Annotated in this window: 23 protein-coding genes; 12 read left to right on the top strand and 11 right to left on the bottom strand. The window is 69.8% G+C overall.

All coding sequences use genetic code 11. From position 1 onward, the window contains the following. Positions 1-67: 67 nt before the first annotated feature. The 8 genes from B0293_RS11490 to B0293_RS11455 all read left to right on the top strand — a co-directional run bounded on the left by B0293_RS11490 (position 68) and on the right by B0293_RS11455 (position 6498). Complete coding sequence (locus B0293_RS11490) at positions 68-526, top strand: MarR family winged helix-turn-helix transcriptional regulator (protein ID WP_005153715.1); 459 nt, start codon at positions 68-70, stop codon at positions 524-526. A 78-nt stretch (positions 527-604) separates the two neighbouring features. Further along, positions 605-1474 carry an STAS domain-containing protein gene (locus B0293_RS11485; RefSeq protein WP_005153714.1) on the top strand — a complete coding sequence of 290 codons (870 nt, stop codon included), beginning with the start codon at positions 605-607 and terminating at the stop codon, positions 1472-1474. After that, complete coding sequence (locus B0293_RS11480) at positions 1471-1869, top strand: STAS domain-containing protein (RefSeq protein WP_005153712.1); 399 nt, start codon at positions 1471-1473, stop codon at positions 1867-1869. The genes B0293_RS11485 and B0293_RS11480 overlap by 4 nt, the downstream gene beginning before the upstream one ends. Beyond that, a complete protein-coding gene (locus B0293_RS11475) occupies positions 1859-2284 on the top strand; it encodes an ATP-binding protein (RefSeq protein ID WP_005153710.1) in 426 nt (141 codons plus the stop codon). The genes B0293_RS11480 and B0293_RS11475 overlap by 11 nt, the downstream gene beginning before the upstream one ends. Continuing rightward, positions 2281-3279 (top strand): ATP-binding protein, encoded by a 999-nt coding sequence (locus B0293_RS11470; protein WP_005153708.1) that lies wholly within the window; start codon positions 2281-2283, stop codon positions 3277-3279. Before B0293_RS11475 ends, B0293_RS11470 begins: the two co-directional genes overlap by 4 nt. Further along, positions 3276-4460, top strand: a complete 1185-nt coding sequence (locus B0293_RS11465) for a PP2C family protein-serine/threonine phosphatase (RefSeq protein ID WP_005153703.1) — start codon at positions 3276-3278, stop codon at positions 4458-4460. Before B0293_RS11470 ends, B0293_RS11465 begins: the two co-directional genes overlap by 4 nt. Next, the gene (locus B0293_RS11460; protein ID WP_005153701.1) at positions 4460-5209 is read left to right on the top strand and encodes a sigma-70 family RNA polymerase sigma factor; all 750 of its coding nucleotides are present in this window, start codon (positions 4460-4462) and stop codon (positions 5207-5209) included. The genes B0293_RS11465 and B0293_RS11460 overlap by 1 nt, the downstream gene beginning before the upstream one ends. A 401-nt stretch (positions 5210-5610) precedes the next feature. Next, positions 5611-6498, top strand: a complete 888-nt coding sequence (locus tag B0293_RS11455; protein WP_245191882.1) for a CPBP family intramembrane glutamic endopeptidase — start codon at positions 5611-5613, stop codon at positions 6496-6498. Positions 6499-6731: 233 nt separating this feature from the next. On the opposite strand, the gene B0293_RS11450 is transcribed toward B0293_RS11455, so the two are convergent. Then, complete coding sequence (locus tag B0293_RS11450) at positions 6732-7781, bottom strand: NAD(P)-dependent alcohol dehydrogenase (RefSeq protein WP_005153697.1); 1050 nt, start codon at positions 7779-7781, stop codon at positions 6732-6734. Positions 7782-7870: 89 nt separating this feature from the next. Between B0293_RS11450 and B0293_RS11445 the strand changes: the two genes are divergently transcribed. Further along, on the top strand, positions 7871-8473 hold the full coding sequence (locus B0293_RS11445; RefSeq protein ID WP_005153695.1) for a TetR/AcrR family transcriptional regulator: 603 nt from the start codon (positions 7871-7873) through the stop codon (positions 8471-8473). A gap of 7 nt (positions 8474-8480) precedes the next feature. Here B0293_RS11445 and B0293_RS11440 read toward each other — a convergent pair whose 3' ends face one another. The 7 genes from B0293_RS11440 to B0293_RS11410 all read right to left on the bottom strand — a co-directional run bounded on the left by B0293_RS11440 (position 8481) and on the right by B0293_RS11410 (position 15296). Continuing rightward, a complete protein-coding gene (locus tag B0293_RS11440; protein ID WP_005153694.1) occupies positions 8481-9095 on the bottom strand; it encodes a hypothetical protein in 615 nt (204 codons plus the stop codon). 104 nt (positions 9096-9199) lie between these two features. Beyond that, positions 9200-9658 (bottom strand): ATP-binding protein, encoded by a 459-nt coding sequence (locus tag B0293_RS11435; RefSeq protein ID WP_005153692.1) that lies wholly within the window; start codon positions 9656-9658, stop codon positions 9200-9202. 118 nt (positions 9659-9776) lie between these two features. After that, positions 9777-12023 carry a heavy metal translocating P-type ATPase gene (locus B0293_RS11430; protein ID WP_005153688.1) on the bottom strand — a complete coding sequence of 749 codons (2247 nt, stop codon included), beginning with the start codon at positions 12021-12023 and terminating at the stop codon, positions 9777-9779. Continuing rightward, positions 12020-12931, bottom strand: a complete 912-nt coding sequence (locus B0293_RS11425) for a hypothetical protein (RefSeq protein WP_039916330.1) — start codon at positions 12929-12931, stop codon at positions 12020-12022. Before B0293_RS11425 ends, B0293_RS11430 begins: the two co-directional genes overlap by 4 nt. Positions 12932-12976: 45 nt before the next feature. Then, positions 12977-13183 carry a heavy-metal-associated domain-containing protein gene (locus B0293_RS11420; RefSeq protein WP_005153683.1) on the bottom strand — a complete coding sequence of 69 codons (207 nt, stop codon included), beginning with the start codon at positions 13181-13183 and terminating at the stop codon, positions 12977-12979. 68 nt (positions 13184-13251) lie between these two features. Then, positions 13252-14628 carry an ATP-binding protein gene (locus B0293_RS11415; protein ID WP_005153681.1) on the bottom strand — a complete coding sequence of 459 codons (1377 nt, stop codon included), beginning with the start codon at positions 14626-14628 and terminating at the stop codon, positions 13252-13254. Beyond that, positions 14625-15296 (bottom strand): response regulator transcription factor, encoded by a 672-nt coding sequence (locus tag B0293_RS11410; protein WP_039916328.1) that lies wholly within the window; start codon positions 15294-15296, stop codon positions 14625-14627. Before B0293_RS11410 ends, B0293_RS11415 begins: the two co-directional genes overlap by 4 nt. Before the next feature lie 101 nt (positions 15297-15397). On the opposite strand from B0293_RS11410, the gene B0293_RS11405 reads away from it, so the two are divergent. Both B0293_RS11405 and B0293_RS11400 read left to right on the top strand, forming a co-directional pair. Continuing rightward, positions 15398-16087 carry an ABC transporter ATP-binding protein gene (locus B0293_RS11405; protein WP_005153676.1) on the top strand — a complete coding sequence of 230 codons (690 nt, stop codon included), beginning with the start codon at positions 15398-15400 and terminating at the stop codon, positions 16085-16087. After that, positions 16087-18513 (top strand): ABC transporter permease, encoded by a 2427-nt coding sequence (locus B0293_RS11400; RefSeq protein WP_005153673.1) that lies wholly within the window; start codon positions 16087-16089, stop codon positions 18511-18513. Before B0293_RS11405 ends, B0293_RS11400 begins: the two co-directional genes overlap by 1 nt. Positions 18514-18657: 144 nt before the next feature. Here the strand turns inward: B0293_RS11400 and B0293_RS11395 are convergent, their stop codons facing one another. From B0293_RS11395 to B0293_RS11385, 3 genes are all read right to left on the bottom strand, one after another. Then, on the bottom strand, positions 18658-19905 hold the full coding sequence (locus tag B0293_RS11395; protein WP_039916356.1) for an HNH endonuclease signature motif containing protein: 1248 nt from the start codon (positions 19903-19905) through the stop codon (positions 18658-18660). Positions 19906-20189: 284 nt separating this feature from the next. Then, on the bottom strand, positions 20190-22250 hold the full coding sequence (locus B0293_RS11390) for a YhgE/Pip domain-containing protein (RefSeq protein WP_005153670.1): 2061 nt from the start codon (positions 22248-22250) through the stop codon (positions 20190-20192). Continuing rightward, on the bottom strand, positions 22250-24943 hold the full coding sequence (locus B0293_RS11385; protein WP_005153669.1) for an MMPL family transporter: 2694 nt from the start codon (positions 24941-24943) through the stop codon (positions 22250-22252). The genes B0293_RS11390 and B0293_RS11385 overlap by 1 nt, the downstream gene beginning before the upstream one ends. Before the next feature lie 116 nt (positions 24944-25059). On the opposite strand from B0293_RS11385, the gene B0293_RS11380 reads away from it, so the two are divergent. Continuing rightward, a complete protein-coding gene (locus tag B0293_RS11380; RefSeq protein ID WP_005153667.1) occupies positions 25060-25716 on the top strand; it encodes a TetR/AcrR family transcriptional regulator in 657 nt (218 codons plus the stop codon). Positions 25717-26247 lie beyond the last annotated feature (531 nt).

Genomic DNA, 26247 nt, shown 5'->3' with positions numbered 1-26247 from the left:
GCCGGCGGGCCGGCCGATGGGCGTACCGCGACCAGCTGAGCTGACAGTTCAGCATAAGGATGCGAGAGTGGGTGTCGTGAATCGGTCCTCCGAGCCGCCCGGCACCGAAACGGTGGCGGCGGCGGTGGCCGAGACGGCCGAGTTGCTCGAGATCGTGTTCGAACGCGCTCGCGAGGCGTCACCGCGTCCGCTGTCGACGTCCCAAGTCCGTGCCGTCGTGGCGCTCGACCACCACGACGGCCTGAACCTGCGCGCGCTCGCCGAACTGCTCGGTTCGACCCCGCCGCTGGTGAGCCGCCTGTGCGACCGGCTGGAAGCGGTCGGTTTCGTCGACCGGCTGCCCAGTACGCACAGCCGCCGCGAACTCACCTTGCGGCTCAGCGACCGGGGCCGCGCCTACCTGCGTGACCTGCGGGCACGCCGCCGCGAAAGCCTGGAATCGGTACTCGGGAAACTCACCCCGGAGGCCAAGGCCGCGCTCGTGGCCGGACTCCGCGAGTTCCGCGAGGCCGCGGTGGACTTCTGACGCCTGGACGGTGTCCTCGTCGCCACTGGAGTAGGCTCACTGTTGTCATATGACAACAGTGAGCCCCTGGAGGTGTGAGTGCAGGCGACCGACGACTCCGCCGTCCGGGCCCTGCTGTCGCGGATCTTCGACGCCGGTCAGGACGACCTGGTCGACGACTGGGTCCGCTGGCAGCTGACCGACTCGCCCGCTTGGACCGGTGAGCAGGAACTGCGCCGCGAGGCCAAGGAACTGCTCGGCGCGCTCCGCGGTGCCCTCGACACCGAGCTGCGCCTGGAACGGATCGTCGACCGCGACGAGGCCGTCCGCGCCGCGTTGCGGGGCCTGTCCGAGCGACGGGCCCGCGCCGGTGCCGCGCCGACCTCCACCGCCATGGCGATCCTCGGCCTCAAGCGCACCACCCTCGCCGCCCTCGAAGGCCACACCGAAGACCCCGAGGTCCGCTACCAGGCTTCCTTGCAGGTCAACAGGTTCCTCGACGCCGCGAGCCTGCTGACGTTCTCGGTGTACGTCGAAGGCCGGGAAGAGATCATCCGGCGGCAGCACCGGCAGATGCTGGAACTGTCCACGCCGGTGGTGCGGCTGTGGCGCCAGGTGCTGGCCGTTCCCCTGATCGGCACCCTCGACAGCAGCCGTACGCAGGTGGTGATGAACACCCTCCTGGAGGCGATCCAGACCCACGAGGCCAGGGTGGCGATCATCGACATCACCGGTGTGTCCACGGTGGACACCGCGGTGGCGCAGCATCTCCTGCAGACGGTCAGCGCGGTCCGGCTCATGGGCGCGGAATGCCTCATCAGCGGTGTCCGGCCGTCGATCGCGCAGACCGTCACCCAGCTCGGCATCGACCTGTCGCACATCGAAACCCGCGGTTCGCTCGCCGACGCGCTGGCCACGGCGATGCGGCTGATCGACGACCACACCCGGCCCGGCGTGGTGACCGGGTGAACCCGCGCGCGGGTCTGCCGATCCTGCGGCTCGGGGACATCCTGATCAGCGGGCTGCTCAGCGATCTCGACGACACCACCGCGCTCCAGTTCACCGGCGAGCTCACCGCCCGGATCTCCGACGAGGGGATCCGCGGGGTCATCCTCGACATCTCCCGGCTGGAGATCATCGACTCGTTCGTCGCGCGGGTGCTGATGGAACTCGCCGCCACCGGACGTCTTCTCGGTGCCCGGATGATCGTCGCCGGGATGCGCCCGGCCGTCGCGATCACGCTGTCCGAACTGGGGCTGCGGCTCACCGGCGTCCAGACCGCGCTCAACGCGGAACAGGCCATGGAGCTCCTGGGATGGAGACGTCCCGCCGAGGCCGCCGAAGAGGCGCCTCGTGCTTCCTGACGAGCTCACCGCCCCCGAAGCGCGCGAACACGCCGTGCGCGCCGAAGAGGATCTGCTCACCGCCCGGCACGCGGTCCGGGCCGACGCGGTCGCGGCCGGTTTCTCGATCGTCGACCAGACGAAGATCGTGACCGCCGCCAGCGAGCTCGTGCGCAACGCCTACATCCACGGCGGTGGCGGCACGATGACCATCGCCGCGGTGCGGGATCGACGGGGACGGGTCGGGATCGCCCTGTCCGTCCGCGACGAAGGCCCCGGCATCGAGGACGTCGAACTGGCCATGACCGACGGGTTCAGCACCGGTGCCGGGCTCGGGCACGGCCTCGGCGGCACCCGGCGGCTGGTCGACGAGTTCACCATCGACACCACGCCCGGCGAGGGCACCACGGTCACCGTCGTGCGCTGGAAGCCATGACCGTCGCCGACGCCGCCCTCACCCGGCTGATCCACATCGACCACATCAGCGCGGTCTACGCCGCGACACGGGCCGCGCGCGAGGTCGCGGCCGAAGCGGGCCTGCCCGAAGTCCTCGCCGAACGCACCGCCGTCATCGCGTCGGAACTGGCGACCAATCTCGACAAGCACGCCGGCGACGGCGCCGTCTTCGTCCAGCGCTCGCTGGCCGGACCGGGGGTGGAGGTCCACGCCGTGGACACCGGCCCGGGAATGGACGATCTGGCCCACTGGCGGGTCGACGGCAACACGACCACCGAAACGCTCGGCACCGGCCTCGGCGCCGTCGGCAGGCTCGCGACCGAGTTCCGCATCCGGTCCGCGAAGGGCATAGGCACCGTCGCGGCAGCCAGGGTCCTCGCTCCCGGGCATCGAGCCGTCGATCTCGCGCACGTCCGGCTCCCCCGCGAAGGCGAAGAGCGGTGCGGCGACGCGCTGGCCGTCTCGGCGATGCCCGGCGTCCGCACCGCCGTCCTCGTCGACGGGCTCGGCCACGGCCCCGAAGCGAGCGACGCCGCGGAGGCCGCGATCGCCGTGTTCCGCCGCGACCCGGACCGCGCGCTGCCCGAGCATTTGAACGCCATGCACCGGGCCCTGCGGCAGACCCGCGGCGCGGCGGTGGCGCTCGTCCGGCTTTCCGAAGGCGGGCTCGAGTTCTGCGGTGTCGGCAACATCAGCGGACTCGTGCTGACGCCGGGTCACACGCGGCCGTTGCTGAGCGTTCCCGGCGTCGTCGGCCTCACCCTGCCGCCCGTGCGGGTACGGACACTTCCCTTGACCGGGCAAGAACTTCTCGTGATCCACACCGACGGGATCGACACCGCCTGGCGTGGTCAGGCCGCGCTCGGGCCGCTTCCGGCGACGGCGCTGTTCGCGGCGGATCTCGCCCACCGCCACCGCGACCTTCGCGACGACGCCGCGTTGCTCGCCTTCGGGCCGGGAAAGGGACTTTCGTGACAGACGCCGTCCGGTTGCGGCGTCGCGTGCGCGAGGCATGCGCGGCCGCCGGGGTCCCGGCCGACCAACGCGCGCGGCTGGTGCTCGCGGTGACGCTGCTCGCCGAAAGCGGCCCGGCACCGGAACTTTCGACCGTCACGGCCGACGGCAAGCTGTCCGTCACACTGAAGTCGTCCCTGCCCGTCGGGCAAGGCAGGCGGAACACCCTCCCCCTGCTTCCCGCCGCCGGTGACGGCGAGAGCCTGACCTGGCATCTCGACGCGGGCGCCGGACCGGTCCCGGTCGCGGCCGACGACGAGGTGGCCACCAGGGACGAGATGCTGGCACTGGTCGCCCGCGCCGACGCGGTCGCCAAGGAGCAGCGCGAGCTCAAACACGAACTGGCCGAGACGAACAGCGGCGTGCTCGCGATGTACGTCGAACTGGAGGAACGGGACGAGCAGCTCCGGAAGGCGCACGCGGTGATCTTCCGCGAACTGGAGGACGCGCTGCGCCCGCCGCCACCGCCCGCCGGGCCCTTCGAACTGGCCGTGCACTACGCGCCGAGCCAGCAGGATTCCCCGACCGGCGGGGATCTCTACGACTGGTTCGTGCTGCCGGACGGCTGTGTCCACATCACCCTCGTCGACGCGGTCGGGCACGGCGTCACCTCGACCCGGCACGCGCTGACCGTCACCCACGCGATCCGCACCCTGGCGCTCGAAGGCCATCCGTTCCGCGATCTGATCGGCCGGACCGCCCACACACTGGCGACGATCGAACCCGAGCTGATGGCGACCGTGCTGCTGGCCCGGCTGGACCCGGCGACCGGCGAAGTCCTGTTCGCCAACGGCAGCCATCCCCGTCCGGTCCTGGTCACCGCCGCCGGTGACACCGAACTGCTCGCCGCCGCGACCTCGGGCCGGGGCATCGGTTTCCCCGACCCCGGCAGCAAAAGCCTCGTCCGCCGTACCCTCGCCGACGGCGACCTGGTCGTCATCTACACCGACGGTCTCGTCGAGAGCCGCAAAGACTTCCAGGAAGGAGAAGAGCGACTGCTCGCGGCCGCGCGGCGCCACGCCGGACGGCCCACCGGCCAGATCCCGGACGTGCTGGCCACCGAGATGCTGGAAATCGTCCTGCACGCCGATGACACCGTGGTCATCGCGATCCGGCACCGTCCGTATTACCGTGACGCTTGATGTGGGACGACGCCGAGCAGGACACAGCGGACGCCACGCTGCTCGACGCCTTCCGGACCGGTGACATCGCCGCCGGCGAAGCGCTCTTCCGGCGGCACGCCGAACCGCTCCGCCGGATCGCGGCGAGCTGGGTCGCCGAACCCGCCGAACGGGACGACCTCGTGGCGGAGGCCTTCGTGCGCGTCCTGGGCGTCATCCGCGAGGGCGGCGGCCCCCGGGAGAACCTCCGGGCCTATCTCGCGGTCACCATGCGGAACCTGGTGGTGAAATGGAGCCACCACAACAAACGGGTCGAGCTGTACGGCACGACCCCGGCGACCGAAGAGGCCACCGGGACCGTCGGCGCGGAGGACCTCCTCATCCTTCGCGCGAACTCCCGGCTGGCGTGGACCGCCTACTGCGCGCTCCCCGGCCGCTGGCGGACCGTGCTGTGGCGGACCGAAGCCGAGGGCGACTCGCCGAAGGTGGTGGCACCGCTGCTGGGCGTGTCCCCGAACGGCGCCTCCGTCCTCGCCCTGCGCGCCCGCGAAGGACTGCGTCAGGCGTTCCTGCAGGCGCAGGTCCCCGAAACGGGAACGCCGTGCTGCCAGGAAGCGCGGCGCCGGATGGGCGCGTGGCTCCGCGGCGGGGTGCCGGGCCGCCGGGCGGACCTGATCGCCGAGCATCTCGCGGGCTGCGAGCCCTGCCGGACCGTCGCCACCCGGCTCGACGAGGTCAACCGCGAGATGCCCCGCTCCGTCTCGGCCTGAGCGTTCTCCCCCTCGATCCGCGGCGGTACAGAGCGGGAAACCAGGGCAAGAGCCGGAAGGGCCGTACGAAAGGGAAGGCCTATCGAGGGGCAGGGCAAAGATGGCGTGCAGCTGAGTTTTGGCGTGCGCTCATCCGGCTGCGATGTCCGTGAAGGCCTCCTTGCCTACCTTGAAAGCAGCGAAGGGGCCCTTCACAGCGCGGCGGGGCAGAGCGCGTGTCGCGAAAGCCACTTTCGCGACCTCTGATGTCCCGAAAGTGGCTTTCGCGACACACCTCAGAGGCTCTCATCGTCGCCAAGCACCCGTCCATGTCCCTGACACGACGCCTTCGCCCTACCCCTCAATAAGTCCTCCGAAGTGATGACGCGGACTCGCGTCGCTTCGATGATCCTTTCCCGGTGATGGAAAAAACCGGCACCCGCACGGGTGCCGCCTGGGGAATCCTCTTCGGCGGGCTCGCGGTCTTCGTGGCCGCTCCCGCGGTGCTGCTGGCGACCGGGCACGACACGATCAAGCCGTCCGCGGATTCGGCCAAGGAGCTTTCCCTGGCGGGCGCGCTGATTCCGGCGCTGGCCGGGATCCTGCTGATCCACGGGATCCCGCTCCACGCGCCGAGACTGCTCCCACCGGTCGCCGACCGGCGCGCGCTGAGCAAGCAGGCGATCGCCCTGGCGCTGATCGCCTTCCTGTGGCCACTGGCGTTGTTCCTGGTGTCCCAGGCGGGACAGCACGCTCTGGTCCGCGACGTCTGGGCGCTCGCGAAACCCCTCGTGTTCCTGGCACTGCCCTGGGTTCTTCTGCGATTCCTGCGGCCGCAAGGGGAACCGGACCCGTTCCGGATCACGTGGCGGCCCCGGCAGACCTGGCAGTGGCTCGCGCCGATCCCGGCGGTGCTCGTGTTCGGCTGGCTGTACGTCCTGGGACCGCTCGCACCACCGCTGCCCAGCGCGGAGGACTACCCCGATCCCGTGGTCCTCGCGGTGGGCGCGACCCTGACGTTCTTCACCGCGAACGTCCTCGAAGAGGTCTTCTTCCGCGGCATGCTGCAAACCCGGCTGGAGGCGCTTTTCGGGCGCTGGCCCGGAATCCTGCTGGCGGCCGCGCTGTTCGCGTGGCTGCACCTGCCGACGCACGGCCAAGGCACGCTTCCGCTCACCCTGGGCGCGATCGTGGCCTTCCAAGGGTTCTTCGGACTGTTCACCGGCTACCTGTGGTCGCGCTACCGCAACCTGTGGGCGCCGATCGCCGCGCACACCGCGATGAACACCCTGCCCCTGCTGCTGATGTGACGCTGCGGGTGGCCTGGCGGCGCGGACTTCCGCGGGAACGCGTTGTGAAAGCCACTTTCGCAACCTTCAACGTGGCGAAAGTGGCTTTCGCAACGCCGCTCCCCACCGGACCTCGCTGATAGGGCAAGGTGCCGCGAAGCGCGGGCCCGGGATGTCGCGAAAGCCACTTTCGAGACGTCTGATGTCCCGAAAGTGGCTTTCGCGACATCGCGTTCGGTACACGGGCGACCGGACTACGCGCCGATGGTCGCCGCGTCGATGACGAACCGGTAGCGGACGTCGCTGTTCTCGACCCGGTCGTAGGCCACGTTCACCTGGTCGGCCGAGATCGTCTCGATCTCCGCGCCGATCCCGTGCTCGGCGCAGAAGTCGAGCATCTCCTGGGTTTCGGCGATCCCGCCGATCATCGAACCGGCGAGCACCTTGTTCCCGCCGAGCAGCGAGAAGGCGTTGTAGGACAGCGGTTCGCCGGGCGCGCCGACGTTCACCATCGCGCCGCCGACGCGCAGCATGCCGAGGTAGGAGTCGATCGGCAGCGTCGCCGAAACGGTGTTGAGGATCAGGTCGAAGCGGCCGCGCAGCGTCTGGAACGTCGACGCGTCACCGGTCGCGAAGTAGTCCTTCGCGCCCAGCTTCAGGCCGTCTTCCTGCTTCTTCAGGCTCTGGCTGAGCACGGTGACCTCGGCGCCCATGGCGACCGCGATCTTGACGGCCATGTGGCCGAGCCCGCCGAGGCCGACGACGGCGACCTTCTTGCCCGGCCCGGCGCCCCAGCGGTTCAGCGGGGAGTAGGTGGTGATGCCCGCGCACAGCAGCGGCGCGGCGATGTCGAGGCCGATCCCCTCCGGGATCCGGCAGACGAAACCATCCTTCACGACGATCTGACGGCTGTAGCCGCCGTAGGTGTTCTCGCCGTCGAAGCCGACGCCGTTGTACGTCTGGATGTTGCCCTTCACGCAGAACTGCTCGGTGCCCGCGAGGCAGTACTCGCACTCGCCACAGGAGTCGACCATGCAGCCGACCCCGACACGGTCCCCGACCTGGTACTTCGTCACGTCGGAGCCGACAGCGGCGACGACGCCGGCGATCTCGTGGCCGGGCACCATCGGGAAGATCGCGCTGCCCCAGTCCTCCTTCACCTGGTGGATGTCGCTGTGGCAGATCCCCGCGTACGCGATGTCGATCAGCACGTCGTCCGGACGCAGGTCGCGACGCTCGATGGTCGTCGGCGACAGAGCGGCGCCCGGGGACGGCGCGGCGATGGCGTGCGTGGTCGTCGTCATGAAACCCTCCGTGAAAACAGTGAGACCATGTAAGAGGTCACTTACACCTAGCGTAAGAGGGCTCTTACATATTCCGCGACCGGGACGGTGTGATCCACGACATGGGCGGCAAGTACCACCACGGCGACCTCCGCGCCGAACTCGTGCGGGTCTCGCTCGACCTGATCGCCGAGCAGGGATTGGGCGCGTTCTCCGTCGCCGAGGTCGCCAGGCGCGCGAAGGTCAGCCCCGGCGCGCCGTACCGGCACTTCCCGGACAAGGAGAGCCTGCTGGCGGCGATCGCGGCGACCGTCGCCTGCCAGCTCGCCGACAAGGTGCAGGACGCGATCGAGGCCGAGAGCGACCCGGTCGCGGCGCTGGCGGCCGCCGCCGGCGCGTACACGGAGTACCTGATCGAACGCCGGGCGGGGATGAACATCATCTACTCGGATGGCATACAGGGTCCCGAGCACGCCGCGCTGCACGAGCAGACCCGCCGCCTGACCGACCAGTTCGTCATGCTCTGCCTCACCGTCGCCGACCGGCCGCAGGACGGGCTCGAACTGATGGAGCAGTTGTTCACGCAGGCGCACGGCTACGGCACGTTCTACCTCGACGGCGTTTTCACGAAGCAGGGCTATTCCACCGAGGTGGTCGTCCGGAAGTCGGTCGAGGCCGCCCGCGCGGCCATCGAGGGCCGCACGAAAACGTAGCGTGTCCTCACGGCGCGACGACGGTGAACTCGATCTCGCCGGGGATCGGCGTGCCCTTGCACTTCAGGGTGGCCGTATAGGTTCCCGGCGTGGTGACGACGGTGGTCGTACCGCTGAACCGGCCGAAGTTGCCGCCCCGGGTCCACTGCAGGGGCTCGGCGAACCCCGGCGAGGTCGCCGCTCCCTCAGGACCGCCCGGGCAGCCATAGATGGTGTCCGAACCGCCGGAGATCTCCCCGCCGGGCGCCACTTCACGGGGGCCGAGCCCCCAGGACGGCGGCGCGTAGTCGAGAACGGTGAACTGCGTGGTCAAGGTCTTGCCGTCACACGTGGCCGTCGCGGTGTAGGTGCCCGGTACTCCGGAGGCAGGTCCGTTGCCCCACAGGTTTTCCCGGTCGCCGCCGACCGCGACCAGCTCGACGGGTCCGGCGAACCCGGGCGAGGTCACCGCGGAGTAGCTGTCACAGCCTCCGCCGATACCCGTACCGAAGATCTCGTTGGGCCGCACCTCGGTCGGATAGACACGTAGCGACGGTTCGGTCTCCGCCGAAGCCGCCGCCGGCGCGACGGCCATCCCCAGCGCCGCCACCGCCATCACCATCGCGCTCTTGTTCCCCCACATTTCGGGTCCCTTCCCGTTCGCTTGACAAGCTTGGCCGGGACCACTTTGGCAGCACGAGGCGAGGGCCGTCTGCGTCATCTGACACAGTCGTCATCCGACCCGGTTCAGTTCCGCCGTCGGTCATTCGGGGCGCGCGCTGCGACAGGGCAATGGCCGTCGCAGCGGATGTGCGCCCAGACGATCTTCCCGCCGCGGCGGCGTTCACGCCGGACACCCCACTGCACCGCGACCCCGTCGACGACGAGCAACCCGCGTCCGCGCGGGTCCTCGATCTGCGAACAGCGCGCCCGGGGTTGCTCGATGCTGACGTCCGCGACCTCGATGCGGACGGCACAGGGCGTGACGCCGCGCCACAGCTGGATGTGCCGTGCGCCACCGCCGTGCACGTAGGCGTTGGCGACGAGTTCCGTCGCCGCCAGCAGGACGTCGTCACGATGGCCTTCGCCGAGATCCGGCAGGCATCTGACCACCCAGGCGCGCATGTCCGGCAACGCCCGTGGCGTCGTGGCTCGCAGGTCAAGCACCCAGGTTCCCGGCACCGGATGCTCCGCGATACTGATCATGGAGCCACCCTTCCCCGTCTCGCGACCTCTTTGCTGAAGTCGCACAATCGGGTTACCCAGAACGCCCGCCGGTCAACCCGTGTCGAATCCGACACGACGACCGGCGGGCGTTCCCGCCTCAGGCGGTGATGCCCCGGAACCCGCGCAGACGCAGGCTGTTGAACACCACGAAGACCGAGCTGAAGGCCATCGCGGCACCGGCGATCATCGGGTTGAGCAGACCCGCCGCCGCCAGCGGCAGCGCGCCCACGTTGTAGGCGAAGGCCCAGAACAGATTGCCCTTGATGGTGCGCAGCGTCCGCCGGGAAAGCCGGATCGCGTCCACCGCCGCCCGTAGGTCGCCGCGGACCAGGGTCAGGTCCCCGGCCTCGATGGCGACGTCGGTGCCGGTGCCCATCGCCAGGCCGAGGTCGGCCTGGGCCAGCGCGGCCGCGTCGTTGACGCCGTCCCCGACCATCGCGACGACCTTGCCCTCGCCCTGGAGCCGCTTGACGACGTCGACCTTGTCCTTCGGCAGCACCTCGGCGATCACGGTGCCGATCCCGACCTCGGCGGCCACCGCGCGGGCGACGGCCTCGTTGTCGCCGGTGAGCAGCACCGGGGTCAGCCCCAGCTCGCGCAACCGCGAGATCGCCTCCGCGGACGACGGTTTCACGGTGTCGGCGACGACCAGGACCGCCCTCGCCTCGCCGTCCCAGCCGACGACGACCGCCGTACGGCCGAGTTGCTCCTCGGCGGCCTTGGCTTTCGCCAGCTCGGGCGTCAGGTGGTGACTCCACTGCTCCAGCAAGGCGTTCCGGCCGACCAGCACCGCCGAGCCGTCGACGATCCCTTGCACGCCAAGGCCTTCGAGGCTGGCGAACTCCTCGACCGCCGGGAGTTCGCCGGTGCGCTCCCGGGCCGCGCGGGCGATGGCCTGCGCGATCGGGTGCTCCGACGCGTTCTCCAGCGCGCCCGCCAGCCGCAACGTCGTCTCCTCGTCGACGCCGTCGGCGACGTGGACCGCCACCAGCGACATCTGCCCCGTGGTCACGGTTCCGGTCTTGTCGAGGACCACCGTGTCGACGGCGCGGGTCGATTCCAGCACCTCCGGGCCCTTGATCAGGATCCCGAGCTGCGCGCCCCGGCCGGTGCCCACGAGCAGCGCGGTCGGCGTGGCCAGCCCCAGTGCGCACGGGCAGGCGATGATCAGCACGGCGACCGCCGCGGTGAACGCGGCCGCGACCGAACCACCGGTACCGAGCCAGAACATCAGCGTGCCGACGGCGAGCGCGATCACGATCGGCACGAAGACCGCCGACACCCGGTCGGCAAGTCGTTGTACCTGGGCCTTTCCGGTCTGGGCCGCCTCGACGAGCTTCGCCATCTGCGCCAGCTGCGTGTCGGCGCCGACCCGGGTCGCGCGGACGACGAGCCTGCCGCCCGCGTTGACCGTCGCGCCCGCCACCGTGTCGCCGGGAACGACCTCCACCGGCACGCTCTCACCGGTGAGCATGCTCGCGTCGACCGCCGAAGCGCCTTCGGTGATCACGCCGTCGGTCGCGATCTTCTCCCCCGGCCGCACCACGAATTCCTCGCCCACCGCGAGTTCGCCGATCGGGACGCGGATTTCCTTGCCGTCACGAAGAACCGCGACGTCCTTCGCGCCGAGTTCGAGCAGGGCTCGCAGCGCCGCTCCCGCCCGCCGCTTGGACCGCGCCTCGAAGTAGCGCCCGGCGAGGATGAACGTCGTGACCCCGGCGGCGACTTCGAGATAGATGTTGCCGTCGCCCGCCATCCGCTGCACGGTGAGCTCGAAGGGGTGCGTCATCCCCGGCGTTCCGGCGGTGCCGAACAGCAAGGCGTACAACGACCACAGGAACGCGGCGAGCGTCCCCATCGAGATCAAAGTGTCCATTGTGGCCGCGCCGTGCCGCAGATTCGCCCACGCCGCCTTGTGGAACGGCCACGCCGCCCACACCAGCACCGGCGCGGCCAGCGTCAGCGAGATCCACTGCCAGTAGGTGAACTGGAGCGCGGGCACCATCGCGAGCAGGATCACCGGCACCGACAGCACGGCGGAACCGATCAGCCGTTGCCGCAACGGTGCGGTGGGGTCGGTCTCGTCCGCGACGGCTTCTTCCTTTTCCGCCGCAGGCAAAGCGGCGGCGTACCCGGCGGCCTCGACCTGTTCGATCAGCAGCCCCGGCTCGATGTCGGACGGGTAGCTGACCTTCGCCTTCTCCGTGGCGTAGTTGACCGTCGCGGTGACACCGTCGAGCTTGTTCAGCTTCCGCTCGATGCGCATGGCGCACGAGGCGCAGGTCATCCCGGTGATCGCGAGTTCGACTTCGGCGTCGGCCACCCGCGCGGTTTCCGTGCTCATCGGTGGCTCCCTTCCCCTGTCGCGACGGTGAATTCGGCGGTGCGGACCTTGCCTTCGTGCTGGAAGTCCAAGAACAGCCGGTAGGTGCCCGCCGTCGGGACCTCGGCGAAGAACGTGATCTCGGGACCGGCCGCGGTCCGGCCGTCACCGGGTTCGCCGTCCGGGTGGACGTGCAGGTAGGCGAGGTCGCCGCCGCGCAGTGCGACCAGGTGTCCGTAGGCCCCCAGATACGGCTGGAGGTCGGTGACCTCGCGACCGTCCTTGGTGACGGTGAGCGTCACCTTCGACGACGTGCCCGGCGCGAGTTCGCCGTCGAGGTGGACCTGGTAGCCGTCGACCTCCGCGACGTGCGAGAGCTGGTAGCCGACGGGCCGGAAGTCGCCACCGGCGAAGAGGTCGGCCCCCAGGGTCGTCGCCTCGCCGCCGCTGGGCTTGAAGTCGGCGAAGACGCGGTAGACACCCGCGTCGCCGACGGTCAGCGGAACGGACCAGGTGCCGTCCGCGCCGAGTTCGGGGTGGATGTGCTGGAAGCCCGCGGTGTCGCGGCGGACGACGATGAGGTGCATCCGCTTTTCGTGTTCGACGTCGTAGGCGGTCACCGGCGCGCCGTCGGCGCCGAGGATCCGGAAGGTGAACGGGGCCGTCGTGCCGGGAGTGAGCGTCGTGCCGGTGGGCGTGAGGGTGTAGCCACCCCTGGTCGACGCGAGCCCGGCGGGTTCGTGGTCCTGCTTGCCGTGCGCTGCTTCCGCGACGGTGCCGCCGTGGGTGTCCGAGTGTCCGGTGTCCTCACCACCGGGCACGCCGGCTGCGCCGGCAAACGGACCGACAGCGGTGCCGGCCGCCCAGCCGCCACCGGCGACCAGGGCGAGAACCACACCGTAGGCGGAGAGCTTCGCTGCTGTGTTCATCGTGCAAGTCCTTAGTGCGGGTGCCACCCGCGATCGTGGAGCCGCTCAGGCGGTCAGCCGGTATCCGGCTTCTTCGACGGCGGCGCGGATGTCCGCGGCCGCGGGTTCACGGGAACCGGTGACGGTCACCGCGCCGGTGGGCAGATCGACCCGGACGTCGGTGACGCCGTCGATCTTGGAGACCTCTTCGGTGACCGAGGTCGCGCAGTGGCCGCAGGTCATCCCGGTGACGGTGTAAGTCGTTTCGCTCATGGACCCAACGTACATACCCCAGGGGGGTACCGCAACGCCCTGGAGATACCCCAGCTGGGTATCGTGCGTCACATACCCCTGAGGGGTAGCCGCGCGATCAGCCGCGCACCCGGGTCGCCGTCCGCCGCCCGCAGCGATCCGCCATGCCGGACCGCGATGTCCCGCGCGAGCGTGAGACCGAGTCCGGTACCTCCCGCGTCCCGCGCGCGGGCGTCGTCGAGCCGGGCGAAACGGTCGAAGACGCGCTCACGGTCGGCAGCGGGGATGCCGGGGCCGTCGTCGATCACTTCGAGGACCGCTTCCCCCGCCTCACGGCTGAGCCGCACGGTGACGGTCGAGCATGCGTGCCGCACCGCGTTGTCCAGCAGGTTCCGCAGCAGGCGCTCCAGCTGGACGGGTTCGCCGGACACCGGCATCGGACCGTCTACATCGGACACGACGGCGGGCCCGGGTTCGAGTGCGCGTTCGGCGACCTGCTCCCCCACCACGTCGGCGAGGTCGACGACACCTTCCGGCGCCGGGATTTCGGCCGGGTCGACGGCCAGCTGCAGGAGATCCGCCGTGATGCGTTGCAGCCGTTGGACATCGAGCAATGACTGCCGGGCGACGGCGGGCCAATCCGCGCGATCGGCGTGGGTGAGCGCGACCTCCAGCCCGGTCCGGAGGTTCGCGAGCGGGCTGCGCAGTTCGTGGCTGGCGTCGGCGACGAACCGTTCTTGCTGGTCGTAGGCCTGCTGAAGCCTGTCGAGGGTCGCGTTCGTGGTGGTGGCCAGCCGGGCGACCTCGTCACGGGACGGGGGCACCGGCACCCGTCGGTCGAGCCTGGTCCCGCTCACTTCGGCCAGTTCACGGCGGATCGCCTCCACCGGCCGCAGCGCCCGTCCGGCGGCGAGCCACGCGGCCAGCGCGGTGATCAGCACCGCGAACGGGACGAAGAAGACCAGGGTGTCGTCGAAAGTGCCCAGCGTCTGGAGCGTGTCCCACGGCAGCACGAACAGGTAGACCGTGAGCTGCCGCTCGCCGCTGTCGATCACCTTGCCCACCACGGTGTATTCGCGATATTCGCGCCACTGTGGATGGTCGCCGGGCTTCAGCGTGGCCTTGGTGGTGACCTCCCAGTTCGCGGGTGCCCCGGCGGGCGCGGGCGGCAACGGCGTCCACGCGGGATCCCAGCGACGGAGGTTCTCGCTGCTCGCCACCGGCCGCCCGGCTTCGTCGACCACCTCGAACAGGGCGTCGCCGGCGGGCGGCACCGGCTGCCCGATCCGGTAGGAGTCGGCCAGCCGGGCCAGCTCGGCACGCGTCGCGCTCACGGCACTGCTCGACAGCCGCGAGCTCAGCAGTTCGCGGGTGCCGAGCCAGCCGAGGGTGAACACGACCGCGCAGAGCAGCGCCGCCGAAAGCGCGGTGCTCCGCCGCACCGACGAGGGCCACCAGCCGCTCATTCGGTCACCAGCCGGTAGCCGGCGCCGCGCACGGTCGCGATGGTGTGCCGCCCGAACGGCGCGTCCAGTTTGCGGCGCAGCGCGCTCACGTAGACCTCGACGATGTTCGGGTCGCCCCGGTAGGCCAGATCCCAGACCTGGTCGAGGATGTCCCGTTTCGTCACCAGTTGACCCCCGTGCCTCAGCAGGCATTCGAGGACCGCGAATTCCTTGGTGGTCAACGACACCGGCGTCCCGGCGCGACGGCACGTCCGCTTCGCCGGGTCGAGCACGAGGTCGCCGAACTCCAGCACGCCCGCCGAGCCCGCGGCGCCGCGGCGGGTGAGTGCGCGCAGCCGGGCGGTGAGCACGACGTACGAGAACGGCTTGCTCAGGTAGTCGTCGGCACCCGTGTCGAGTGCCTCGGCTTCGTCGTACTCGCCGTTCTTCGCCGTCAGCATGAGGATCGGCGTGGTCACCCCGCGTTCCCGCAGTGCCGCGCAGACGCGGTAGCCGTTGAGCTTCGGGAGCATGATGTCCAGCACGATCACCTGATACGGGTACAGCTGCGCGAGTTCGAGCCCTTCGAGGCCGTCGTGGGCGAGGTCGACCGCGTAACCGTCGGCCTCGAGTCCCCATTGGAGGGTCTCGGCCAACCGCATTTCGTCTTCCACCACGAGCACGCGCATACCCTGATCTTCGCAGATCGCCGCGAGTCTTCCTGAAGCGTTCTTCAGGTTGTTTCAGGAACCGTTCAGGTGCTTCCCGCCATGCTCGTGGCATGAACACAATGGACGGTCCCGCCGCGGGCGCGATCGAGGTCTCGAAGGTCTACGGCCGGGGCGACACGGCGGTCCGGGCGCTGGACAACGTGTCGCTCGAATTCCCGCGCGGCCGGTTCACCGCGATCATGGGTCCGTCGGGTTCGGGGAAGTCGACCCTGATGCACTGCCTCGCCGGGCTCGACACCGTCGACAGTGGACGAGTCCACATCGGACGAACGGAGCTCACCGGCCTGTCCGACGCCGAACTGACCAGGATCCGCCGCGACCGCGTCGGCTTCGTCTTCCAGGCGTTCAACCTCCTGCCCACCATGAACGCCGAGGAGAACATCCTGCTCGGGCTCCGGCTCGCGGGCCGCCGCCCGGATCCGGCGTGGTTCGACACCGTCGTCGGCACCCTGGGACTTCGGCAGCGGCTGAAGCACAAACCGGGTGAGCTCTCCGGCGGGCAGCAGCAGCGGGTGGCGTGTGCCCGCGCACTCGTCGGCAGGCCGGACGTCGTGTTCGCCGACGAGCCCACCGGCAGCCTCGATTCGCGCTCCGGCGCCGAGGTGCTCGACTTCCTGCGCACGTCGGTCCGGGAACTCGGCCAGACGGTGGTGATGGTGACCCACGACCCGGTCGCGGCCTCGTACACCGACCGCCGGGTGGTACTGGCCGACGGTCGGATCGCCGAGTTGTCCGGGCTGGGGGCGTGATGCTGCGAACCGTGCTCGCCGGGCTGAAGGCCAGGCCGTCGCGGCTGCTGCTGTCGGCCGTCGCCGTCACCCTGGGCGTGGCCTTCGTGGCCGGTTCCTTCGTGCTCACGGACGCCGTCGGCGCGGGACTGCGGGAAGCGGTCGCCTACCAGACGCGCGGCGTGGACGCGTCGATCGAAGCCAAGCGGGGCACCGACCTCGACGACACGACGCTGGAGAAGATCCGGCAGGTACCGGGTGTCGCCGCGGCGGAGGGCCGGGCCACCGTCAGCGCGCCGGTGCTCGGGCCCGACGGACGGCCGCGAGACGCCGCCGCGTCCGCGTTGAGCACCGACGAGAAACTGCGCCCGTACGATCTCGCGGACGGACGTTTCCCCACTGCCGCAGGGGAAATCGCCATGGAGCGGAACAGTGCCGAGGGCTTCGCGCTGGGCTCGCCCGTGACCGTGCTGGACGAAACCGGTGTCCCTCACCCGCTGAAGCTGGTCGGCACGTTCAGCCGTCCGGCCGACGCGGGCTTGGGCGGGTCGACGCTGGCGGTCACTCAGGAAACGTTGCGGCGACTGAGCCCGAAGGCGACGTTCGGCGAGATCGTCGTGCGGGCCTCACCCGGCGTCGGGAAGGTACAGCTCGTCGCGGATCTGAAGAAGACCCCGGGTGTCTCGGTCGTGACGGGGAAGGAGGCCGCCGCCCGGCTGCTGCGGGAGACCGCGCCGAACACGGCCGGACTGGCGAAGTTCTTCACCGCGTTCGCCGTCCTCGCCATGGTGGTGGCCGCGATGGTGATCACCAACTCCTTCACCATCCTCGTGGCGCAGCGGTCGCGCGAACTCGCGTTGCTGCGCTGCGTCGGCGCCGGGAAACGACAGATCTTCGGCAGTGTGCTCGCCGAGGCGGCGGTGGTGGGCGCGGTCGCGTCCGTGGCCGGGCTGTTCGGCGGGCTGGGCGTCGCCGCCGCGCTGCAAGCCGTCGCGGGTCAGGAGACCGTGTACCTCCCGTTGACGACACGCACCGTGCTCGCCGCCCTCGCGATCGGGATCCTGGTGACCGCGCTCGCGGCGTCGATCCCGGCGTGGTACGCGACCAGGGTCGCGCCGATCGAAGCACTCCGGACGCCCACCGAGGCCAAGCGCGCCGGACGGCTCCGCACCGTCGTCGCGTCGATTCTGCTCGCCGCGGGTGTCGGTTCCGGCGTACTGGCACTCCAGTCCACAGTGGACGACGGTGCCGCTCTCGCCATGGTGGCGATGGTCGCGCTCCTCGGCGCGACGCTGGCCGCCGGACCGCTGATCGCTGGCCCGGTCGTCCGCGCGCTCGGCTCGCTCGTGCCGGGGCAGCCCGCCGATCTGGCCGCGCTCAACGCCGACCGCAACCCCAAACGCACCGCCGCCAGCGCCGCCGCGCTCACCATCGGCCTCGCCGTCGTCACGCTCGCGACCACCGTGGCGGCGGGCGTCGAAGCGGGACGGAGCCGGGGGCTGGACGAACTGCTCGCCGCCGACTTCACCGTCACCTCTACCGTGTCGAGCAGGCCACTGCCGGCCACACTCGCGGACACCCTCGCCGCGGTGCCCGGCGTGACCGCCACCGCGACCCGCCACTCTTTCAGCGGCGACCTCGGCGAATACGGCACTTACCAGCTGACCGCCGTCAGCGGCGACCTCCTGCGCCCGACCGTGCTCTCCGGCCGTCTCGACCGGCTCGGCCCCGGCCAGATCGCCATCAGCAAGGACCTCGCCGAGCAGACCGGGCTCGCCGTCGGCGACACCGTGCGCTCCCTGCGCGTGGTGGCGGTCTACGACGGCGTGGACGCGCCGGGCGTCGATCTGGGATTCGCGCTGGTCGATCTCGCCGAGCAGGGGAAGCTCGCCATGAACGGGGAAAGCCACGACGGGAGCGTGCTCGTCAAGGTCGCCGACCCCGATCGGGCCAGGCCCGCGCTGGAGCAGGCGTTGTCCGGCACACCGATCGCGAAACTGAGCGGCCTCGACGAACTCAAGGAAGAGGCGGCCGCGCCGCTGCGGGAAACGCTGAACCTCATGTGGGCGCTGACCGCGCTGGCGGTGCTGATCGCTTTCGCCGGGATCGCGAACACGCTTTCGCTGTCGGTCCTGGAGCGGACGCGGGAATCGGCGCTGCTGCGGGCGCTCGGTCTCACGCGTGGCGGGCTCGGTGCCGCGCTGACCACGGAATCGGTGTTCGTCGCGGTTCTCGGCGCCGCTTGCGGACTGTTCGTGGGAATCGCGTCCGCGTGGCTGATCACGGAAGTGGCGTCGGGCGGCGGCGAGGCGATCGTGTTCGCGCCGCCTTGGGGGCGGCTGGGGGTCCTGGTGACGGCTGCTCTGGTCGCGGCTCCGCTGGCGGCCTGGGTCCCGGCCCGGCGTTCTGGCCGGGTTCCCGTCACCGCCGGTCTCACGGCCGACTGAGCTGGAGCGTGCCGGACTGTCTTGAGTACAGGTGGTCGTGAGTGTTTTGGGTCGTTCTAACGACACTTTCCACTCACGACCCACTGCTGTCCGCAGGCATGCCGAGGGGCCCGTCGCCGGTGTGGGCGGCGGGCTCCTCGGGGGTCATGCGTGGGTGTTGCGCCGGGATCTGCGTAGCGGGTCCAGGTACTGGGGCGGGATGAACTCCGGTAACCCGTCGGCCGCCATGAGGACTTGCCAGTCGCCGTGGTGGATCAGGCGGTGATGGAAACCGCACAGCAGCACCAGGTTCCGGAGATCGGTAGGTCCGCCGTCTGCCCAGTGATGAATGTGGTGGGCGTGACAATTCTTGGGTCGTCGATGACAGCCCGGGAAGGCGCAGCCCCGGTCTCGGATGTTGAGCGCCCGTCGCTGGCCTGGGGTGACGAACCGCCGTAGCCGCCCCACGTCGAGAGGTTCCCCGGCGGCGTTCATCACGACCGGGAGCATCAGGCAGTCGCACGCAGCCATCCGCGCTTCGCGAGCGGTCATCGTGCCGACAAAATCTAGGCAGGCCTTCCCGATCCCGGTCTTCAACTCTTCGAGACCGATGGTGACGTGCACGAGGGTTCGGTAGCCGCTGGTGCCGGGTTGGTCCGGGCAGGCGATCGCCAGATCGAGAAGCTCAGCCCACGCGTCGCCCTGGCGTTCGCATTTCATCCGCAGATCAGCCTGGCCGAACTCGTCCACCGGCCGGGGTTTCGCGTACGCCTCCAGCGCGGCGGCGGTCCGGGCACCGAGCTCGTCGTCGAGGAGGCCGGTCAGCTTCCAGAACCCGTCCCGACGACGCTCCAGAGTGACCTCGCGACGCGGCTCCTTCGGCTCAGGATCCTTCGGTTCGTTCCCGTCCGGGTCGAGCCAAGCGAGAATGTTCGCCTCCGCATCCGCCAACTGCCGGGGACCCGCATCCCGAGCCAGGTTGCCGAGAATCTTCTCCGCACTCTCCCGATCCCCAACCGACGCGTCAGCAGGAATCCTCGCGAGAATCTCCAAGACCTGCTGGACCCGCTCAGCCCCAACCAGCCCCTCGGCGGCCGCAGCCGCGGTGGTGGGTGCGACAGCCGGAACCCCACTCCCATCGAGAGCGCGGGTCGGATTCAATGCGATCGCCTGATTCACCACCGGCCGGGCCTCGCCGCGAGAAAGCCCCGCCACATCGGCAAACCACGTGATCGTGCTGCCATACCCGAACAAGTCCTTCGCGCCCCGGGACTCGATCTCCGCCAGGTATCGCCCCAGCCCGGCGGACGCGACCCGCATCACCTGCAAGAACTGCTGCACACCATGCGCAAGCTCCAGCTTGCCAGCACGCCACAACTCCTGCGGGAGTTCAGGGAGATAGGTCTCGGACACCTCTCCAGAATACCCGAACAAATCGAACACGTGTTCGTAATTTTAAGCAACAATGTATTCACGTCGACAACACTGAAGAGTGATGGCGACGAGAATGAAGCCGCATTTGAGTGACGCCTGGGGCAAGCGGGTTGCGACTGGTGTGTTTGGAGCGGCCGGCGAGTGACCGCAACCGGCCAACCGGTCGGAGCGCGGTTCAGAGCCGAGTACGGGCCGAGCCGTGTCTCGCTTGAACAGCGGATCGACACGAGTCGGCAGCGAACCGGGGACATCGCCGACGCCGGTCAAGCCAGCCGCAGTTCCCGTCCCGGCAGGGACCGCCGCCGATCGGTAACCAGGATCATCGCCAGTGTCCCGATTCCCAGCCACACCACCAGTTGCACGATCCCCGGCGTCAACCCGTCGGTCCCCGTCAGCAACGACCGCAATGCGACCAGCGCGCCGTTCGTCGGCAGGATCCCGAGCACGGTCCCGAAGAACCCGGGCACGGTCGATACCAGTGATGCGCCGACGGTGAGGACGAGGATCGCGAGGGCGGCGAAGCGGCCGGGGCGTTTGAAGATCGCTACCAGCGCTTGGTTGACCACGGTGAACGTCCCGGCCGCGAGGACGAGCACCACCAGCAAGGTCACCGCCTTGCCGAAGCTCAGTCCGAGGAACGCCCAGAACACCCCGGTCAGGATCAGCGCGGTCAGCACCGCCAGCGTCGCGCCTGGGACGGCCGCGGCGAGGATGATCCGCCAGCTCGGGTCGCGGGTGGTGAGCACGCTCGGCGGCACCGCCTGGATCACCTGGTACGTCGCCAGCGCGCACCCCCACAGTGCCAGCACGAGGATCAGCGCCACCGCGCCTTCGCCGAACGTGCCCGAGCCCGCCGTGTCGGCGATCGCGGGGGTGGCGGCGACCTGCTTGAGGTGCTCGCGTTCGGCCTGCGTGTAGTCGGGGACCTTGCCCCGGCCTTCGTTCAAGCCCTTGGCCAGCTCCGAGGCGCCCGATTCGGCGCGCCGGCTGCCGTCGGCCGCGGCGCGGGCGCCGGTGGCGAGCTCGCCCGCGCCAGTGGACAGGGTGGTCGCGCCGCCTGCGAGCCGGCCGGAGCCATCGGCGAGCTGACGCGCACCGGAATCCGCCGCCTTGACACCGGCATCGAGTTTCCGCGCGCCGTCGGCCGCCGAGCCGATACCGCCCGCCAGTTCCTTCGACTTGTCCGCGAGTTGCTTGTTCCCGTCGGCGACCTTCTGCGAGCCGGCCGAAAGGTCTTGCACCGCCTTCTTCGTCTGCACGACGGCGTCGCGGATTTCGGCGCGTTTGCCGTCGAGGACCGCGGCGTCGGCCGTGAGCTTTTCGGAAGCGGCTTTCAGATCGGCACAGAACTTGGTGTCGCCAGTGCATTTCTGCGCGAGTTCGGCGAACTTGCGCGCCGAGTCGCCCGCCGTGGGCAGCGCGTCGATGATCCGGACGACCTTGTCCGCCAACGGCGAGATCTTGTCGGCGAGCTGCTTGTTGCCGTTCGCGACCTGCTGTGCCCCGTCGGCCAGTTCCCGGGTCAGCCGGGGCAGCTGCGCGGTGTCCTTCTCGGCCTGGGTCAGCCCCGACGACAACTGGCCGGACCCGGTCGCGAGCTGCCCGGTCCCGCTCGCCAGCCGCCGAGCCCCGTCCGCCAGCTGACCGGCAGCGCCGCTGAGTTCTCCCGCCCCACCGGCGAGTTCCCCGGCGCCGGAAGCCAGTTTCCCGGTCCCGTCGGACAGCCCCCGCAGCCCGACGACGAGCTGGTCGCCGCCGTCGGCCGCGGTGACGAGCTGCTGGTGGATCGAGGAGAACCCGAGGTACAGATTGTCCACATAGGTCTCGACGATCTGCCGGTTGAGCGCGGTGAGCGTCGCGTTCGCGACCTCCCGGCTCGCCACCGGGTCGACGAGACCGGTGCGCTGCGACGTCTCGACGCGCATGATCGCCTGCTTCGCGTCGAGCGGCTTTCCCGTCGTCGACGTGGCCTGCGCGGAGAAGTTCGGCGGGATGGTCACGACCGCCGAATACGTCCCGTCCGAGATGCCTTCCTTGGCGTCGTCGGCGTCGGTGAGCACCCACGTGTACGCGGAATCCTCGCCGTGCACGAGGTTTCCGGCCAGTTCACGGCCGAGCGGGATCAGCTGGCCGTTCACCGTGACCGGCTCGTCGGTGTTGACGACGGCGGCCTTGGCCGCGCCGTGGTTGTCGTCGGGCGAGAAGAACGCCCACGCCAGCCCGAGCGCGACGATCACCGGGACGAGCACGATCCCGAGCCAGGTCTTCCAGGTCAGCGGGCCGAAGGCGGTCGCACGGGCGGAGCCGGTGAAGAAGCGGGACATCAGCGGACCTCGGCGGGGACGGGAGCGGGCGCCATGGCGAGGCCCGCGACGGCGGTGGTGGGCAGCAGATCCCGCACGATGGCGAGGCTCTGGCAGGACACGGCGAACGTCGCGGCCCGGCTCGCGAACGCCGCTCTCAACCCGGCTCGCTGCGCTGTGGCGACTACGGTGTCCAGGTCGTCGAGGAAGACGAGCTCGACGCCGTCCTCGAGCGCGCGGCGGACCTCGCCGGCGGGATCGTCGGTTTCCTTGCAGGCGACGAAGGCGGCGTTCCGGCGGACCGCGTGCGCGTGCTGCGGCAGCACCCGGCCGAGGACCTTCAGATCGCCGCGGACGTGCGGGACGCGACCGGCGAGCGCGTACAGCAGGGCGCTCTTGCCTGCCGGTCCGGAACCGTGCACGGCGAGGATCTCCCCCGGGCCGAGGTGCAGTTCGACGTCGCGGAACACGGTGCGGCCCCGGTCGTCGTCGACGCGGAGACCGGCGGCGCTGATCACTTCGGCCGAGCCGGGCGCGGGCCAGTCGGCGAGCCGGAGTTCGTGGACGAGACCGTCGCCCTCGGCGTCGAACACCGGGAGTTTGCGGTCCAGCCACGGCGGCAGGCCCCAGGCGCGCGGGCCCAGCAGCGCGAGGATCGCCGGGACGAGGGTCATCCGCACCAGGAAGGCGTCCACGAACACGCCGACGGCGAGGCTGAACGCGATCGGTTTGATCGTCGCGCTGCCGTCGGGGACGAACGCGGCGAACACGCCCAGCATGATCACCGCCGCCGCGGTCACGACTCTCGACGCGGACACGAAACCGGTCTCGATCGCCTTGTGCGCGTCTCCGTGGTGGACGTAGTCCTCCCGGATCCGGGACACGAGAAAGACTTCATAGTCCATCGCGAGTCCGAAAAGGACACCCATCAGGATGATCGGCAGGAAGCTGATCACGCTGCCGGTGCGGGTCACGCCCAGCGCGTCGGCCAGATGTCCCTGCCCGAACACGAACGACGTCGCCCCGAACGCGGCGCCGATCGAGAGCAGATACCCGAAGGTGGCCTTGAGCGGGACGAGTATCGAGCGGAACACCATCGCCAGCAGCACCAGGGAAAGCCCGACGACCAGGATGCCGAACGGCAGCAGCGCGTCCCCGAGCTGCGCGGACACGTCGATGCCGACGGCGGTGAACCCGGTGACCGCGGTCTGCACGCCGTACCGGTCCTTGAACTGCCCTTCCATCGACCGCAGCCGTTCGACGAGTTCGTCTGTCGCCTCGTCGTAGGCGCCGGTCGTGGGTACGACCTGGATGATCGCGGTGTCGCCCTTGGGGTTCGGCGTGGCGAGCGGGACGACGGCGACGCCGGGGACCTTGCGGATGTCTTCGGCGATGCCGTTGGTGATCCCGACCGGGTCGGTGGTCGACAGGATGTCCGCGGTGACGACCAGCGGGCCGTTGAAACCGGGTCCGAAATGTTCGGCGACGACGTCGTAGGCGACGCGCGCGGGAGTGCCGTCCTCGTCGGTTCCGTTGTCCGGCAAGGCGAGCCGGAGATCCAGCGCGGGCGCCGACGCCACCGCGAGCACGCCGACGATCAGCGCGATCGTCACCCACGGCGACTTGGTGGCGAGCCGGACCCAGCGCAGGCTGAACCGGACCTTCTTCTCGCGCTTGGTCTTTCGCGGTTTCTTGGGCCGCAGCCGCTCACCGGCGAAGCCCAGCAGCGCGGGAATGAGGGTGATGGCCACGATCACCGCGACGGCGACCCCGCCGGCCGCCGCGACACCCATCACGGTCAGGAACGGGATCCCGGCGACGAACAGGCCCAGCAGGGCGATCACCACGGTGAGCCCGGCGAAGATCACGGCGGAGCCCGCGGTCGCGGTCGCCCTGGCGATGGACTCTTCGACTTCGAGTCCTTCGGCGAGTTGGTCGCGATGCCGGGAAAGCAGGAAGAGCGCGTAGTCGATGCCGACGGCGAGCCCGAGCATCACCGCGAGCATCGGCGCGGTGGAGGACACGGTCGCCACCGAGGTCGCCGCGTAGACCAGCGCCACCGAGACACCGACGCCGAGGATCGCCGTCAGCAACGGCATTCCCGCCGCGATGAACGAACCGAACACCATCAGCAGCACCACGAGCGCGATGACGAGCCCGATGCCCTCGGTGGGGCTGAGCTTGGGCACCTTGTCCGAGAACGCGTCGCCACCGGTGAGCACCTCGGTGCCGTGGCCGATCCGGTTCTCCATGTCCTGCGCGATCCCGGCGAGCGCGGTCCGGGTCGACGGCTGGATGTCGGCCAGCCCGACGTCGAGCTGCACGGTGACCAGCGCGGCGCGGCCGTCCTTGGACACGGCGTCGTGCACGGCCGCGTCGAAGGGGTTCACCACCGTCGAGACCTGCGGCGCCCCGGTCAGCTCCGGCACCACCGCGGTGACGGCGTCGCGCACGGCGGCGGAATCGGCCCGCTGGCCTTCAGGGACGAGCACGACCAGCTGCGCCGAAGTGCCGCTCACCTGCGGGAAGACCCGGCCGAGATGGTCGAGCGCCTCCTGGGACTCCGAACCGGGGATCGCGAACGTGTCGTCGGTGCCCTGGCCGAACAGCAGCGCCGCCCCGCCTGCGACGCACAGCACGACCAGCCACAACGCGGTGACGAGGACGCGTCCGCGGGCGGCCAGCCTGCCGAGGCGGTAGAGGAATGACGACACGATCGGCTCCCGGCACTCGTTGGATACATGGCGTATCGTAATGCACTCTGTATCCGATTCACGATGTATCCTGTCCCACAGCCGGGTGAACCGGGCGCATACGAAAGAATGGTGAGATGACCGAGGAGCGGGGCGCCACCATGACCAGGCGCCGGGCGGACACCCGCCGACGGCTGATCGACGCGGCGTACGAGGCCTTCTCCGAACACGGCATCCGGGACACCCCGGTCGAGCTGATCTGCGAACGCGCCGGTTTCACCCGCGGTGCCTTCTACTCGAACTTCAGCTCGAAGGAAGACCTCTTCCTCGCCCTGTTCCAGGAGGAGACCGAGGTCCGGCTCCGGCGCTTCCACGACGCCACGGAGAGCGTGCTCGGCGAGGTGGTCGTCGGCGCGGACGAAGACCTCTCCCCCACCCTCGGGCGGATCGCCGACCTGTTCATGGTCGCGCTCAGCGCGGACAAGGACTGGTACCTGCTGTGCGCGGAATTCCGCACCCAGGGCCTGCGGCAACCGGAGATCCGCGACCGGATCGCCGCCGCGTTCCGGTACTTCCACGCCGAACTCGGCAAGGTCCTCGTCGGCGCGCTCGACCGGATGGGCCGGGAACTGACGATCTCGGCGGACGACGCGGTACTCGTGCTGATCGCCCTGTACGAGCAGGGATTGCAGAACTACCTGCTCGACGGCAGCGAGCTGCCCGCCGACGGCCGGTTCGTCAGCGAGCTGATCCCGAAGGTGATGGCCTCCCTCATTGTCCCCGCGCGAAGCTGAGGCGTCGCGAGCCTCGTGAGGGGTAAGTCGCGTTCTAACGACACTTCCCGCTCACGACCACCTCGACGCCGTTGATCAAGACCAACCCAGCTCAGGTTGCGAAAGCCACTTTCGCAACCTTCAACGTTGCGAAAGTGGCTTTCACAACGCCGACGTTTCCCGGACCCCGCAGAGGGTCCAGTGGACGCGTGGATCGTGAGTGGCGATTCGAGTTAGGGCTAACCGGGTCCTAGATACTTACGGTCGGGCGGTTTCGTGTGCTTGGAGGGACGACACGCGTGACTGGATGGACGACACGTGTGTCCAGACGGACGACTCGCGTCTGGAGCCCGGCCACGAGCGTGTCGTCCATCCAGTCACGTGTGTCGTCCATCGGATCACCCGTGCCGTCCAACACATCACGCCGCAGTGAGGCCTCGTTTTAGGTCTTGTGAGTGGCGTTTGGATTAGAGGCAAGGGTGTCTAAGTACCTACTGGCCTCTGGCTGCTGTTGTTGACAGGTCCGGTCCGTGAAGGCCTCCTTCCCTACCC

The sequence above is a fragment of the Amycolatopsis azurea DSM 43854 genome (assembly GCF_001995215.1).
GTDB classification, from domain to species: domain Bacteria; phylum Actinomycetota; class Actinomycetes; order Mycobacteriales; family Pseudonocardiaceae; genus Amycolatopsis; species Amycolatopsis azurea.
Note: the sequence above shows the minus strand (reverse complement) of the source record. Positions and strands in the feature narration are given on the sequence as shown.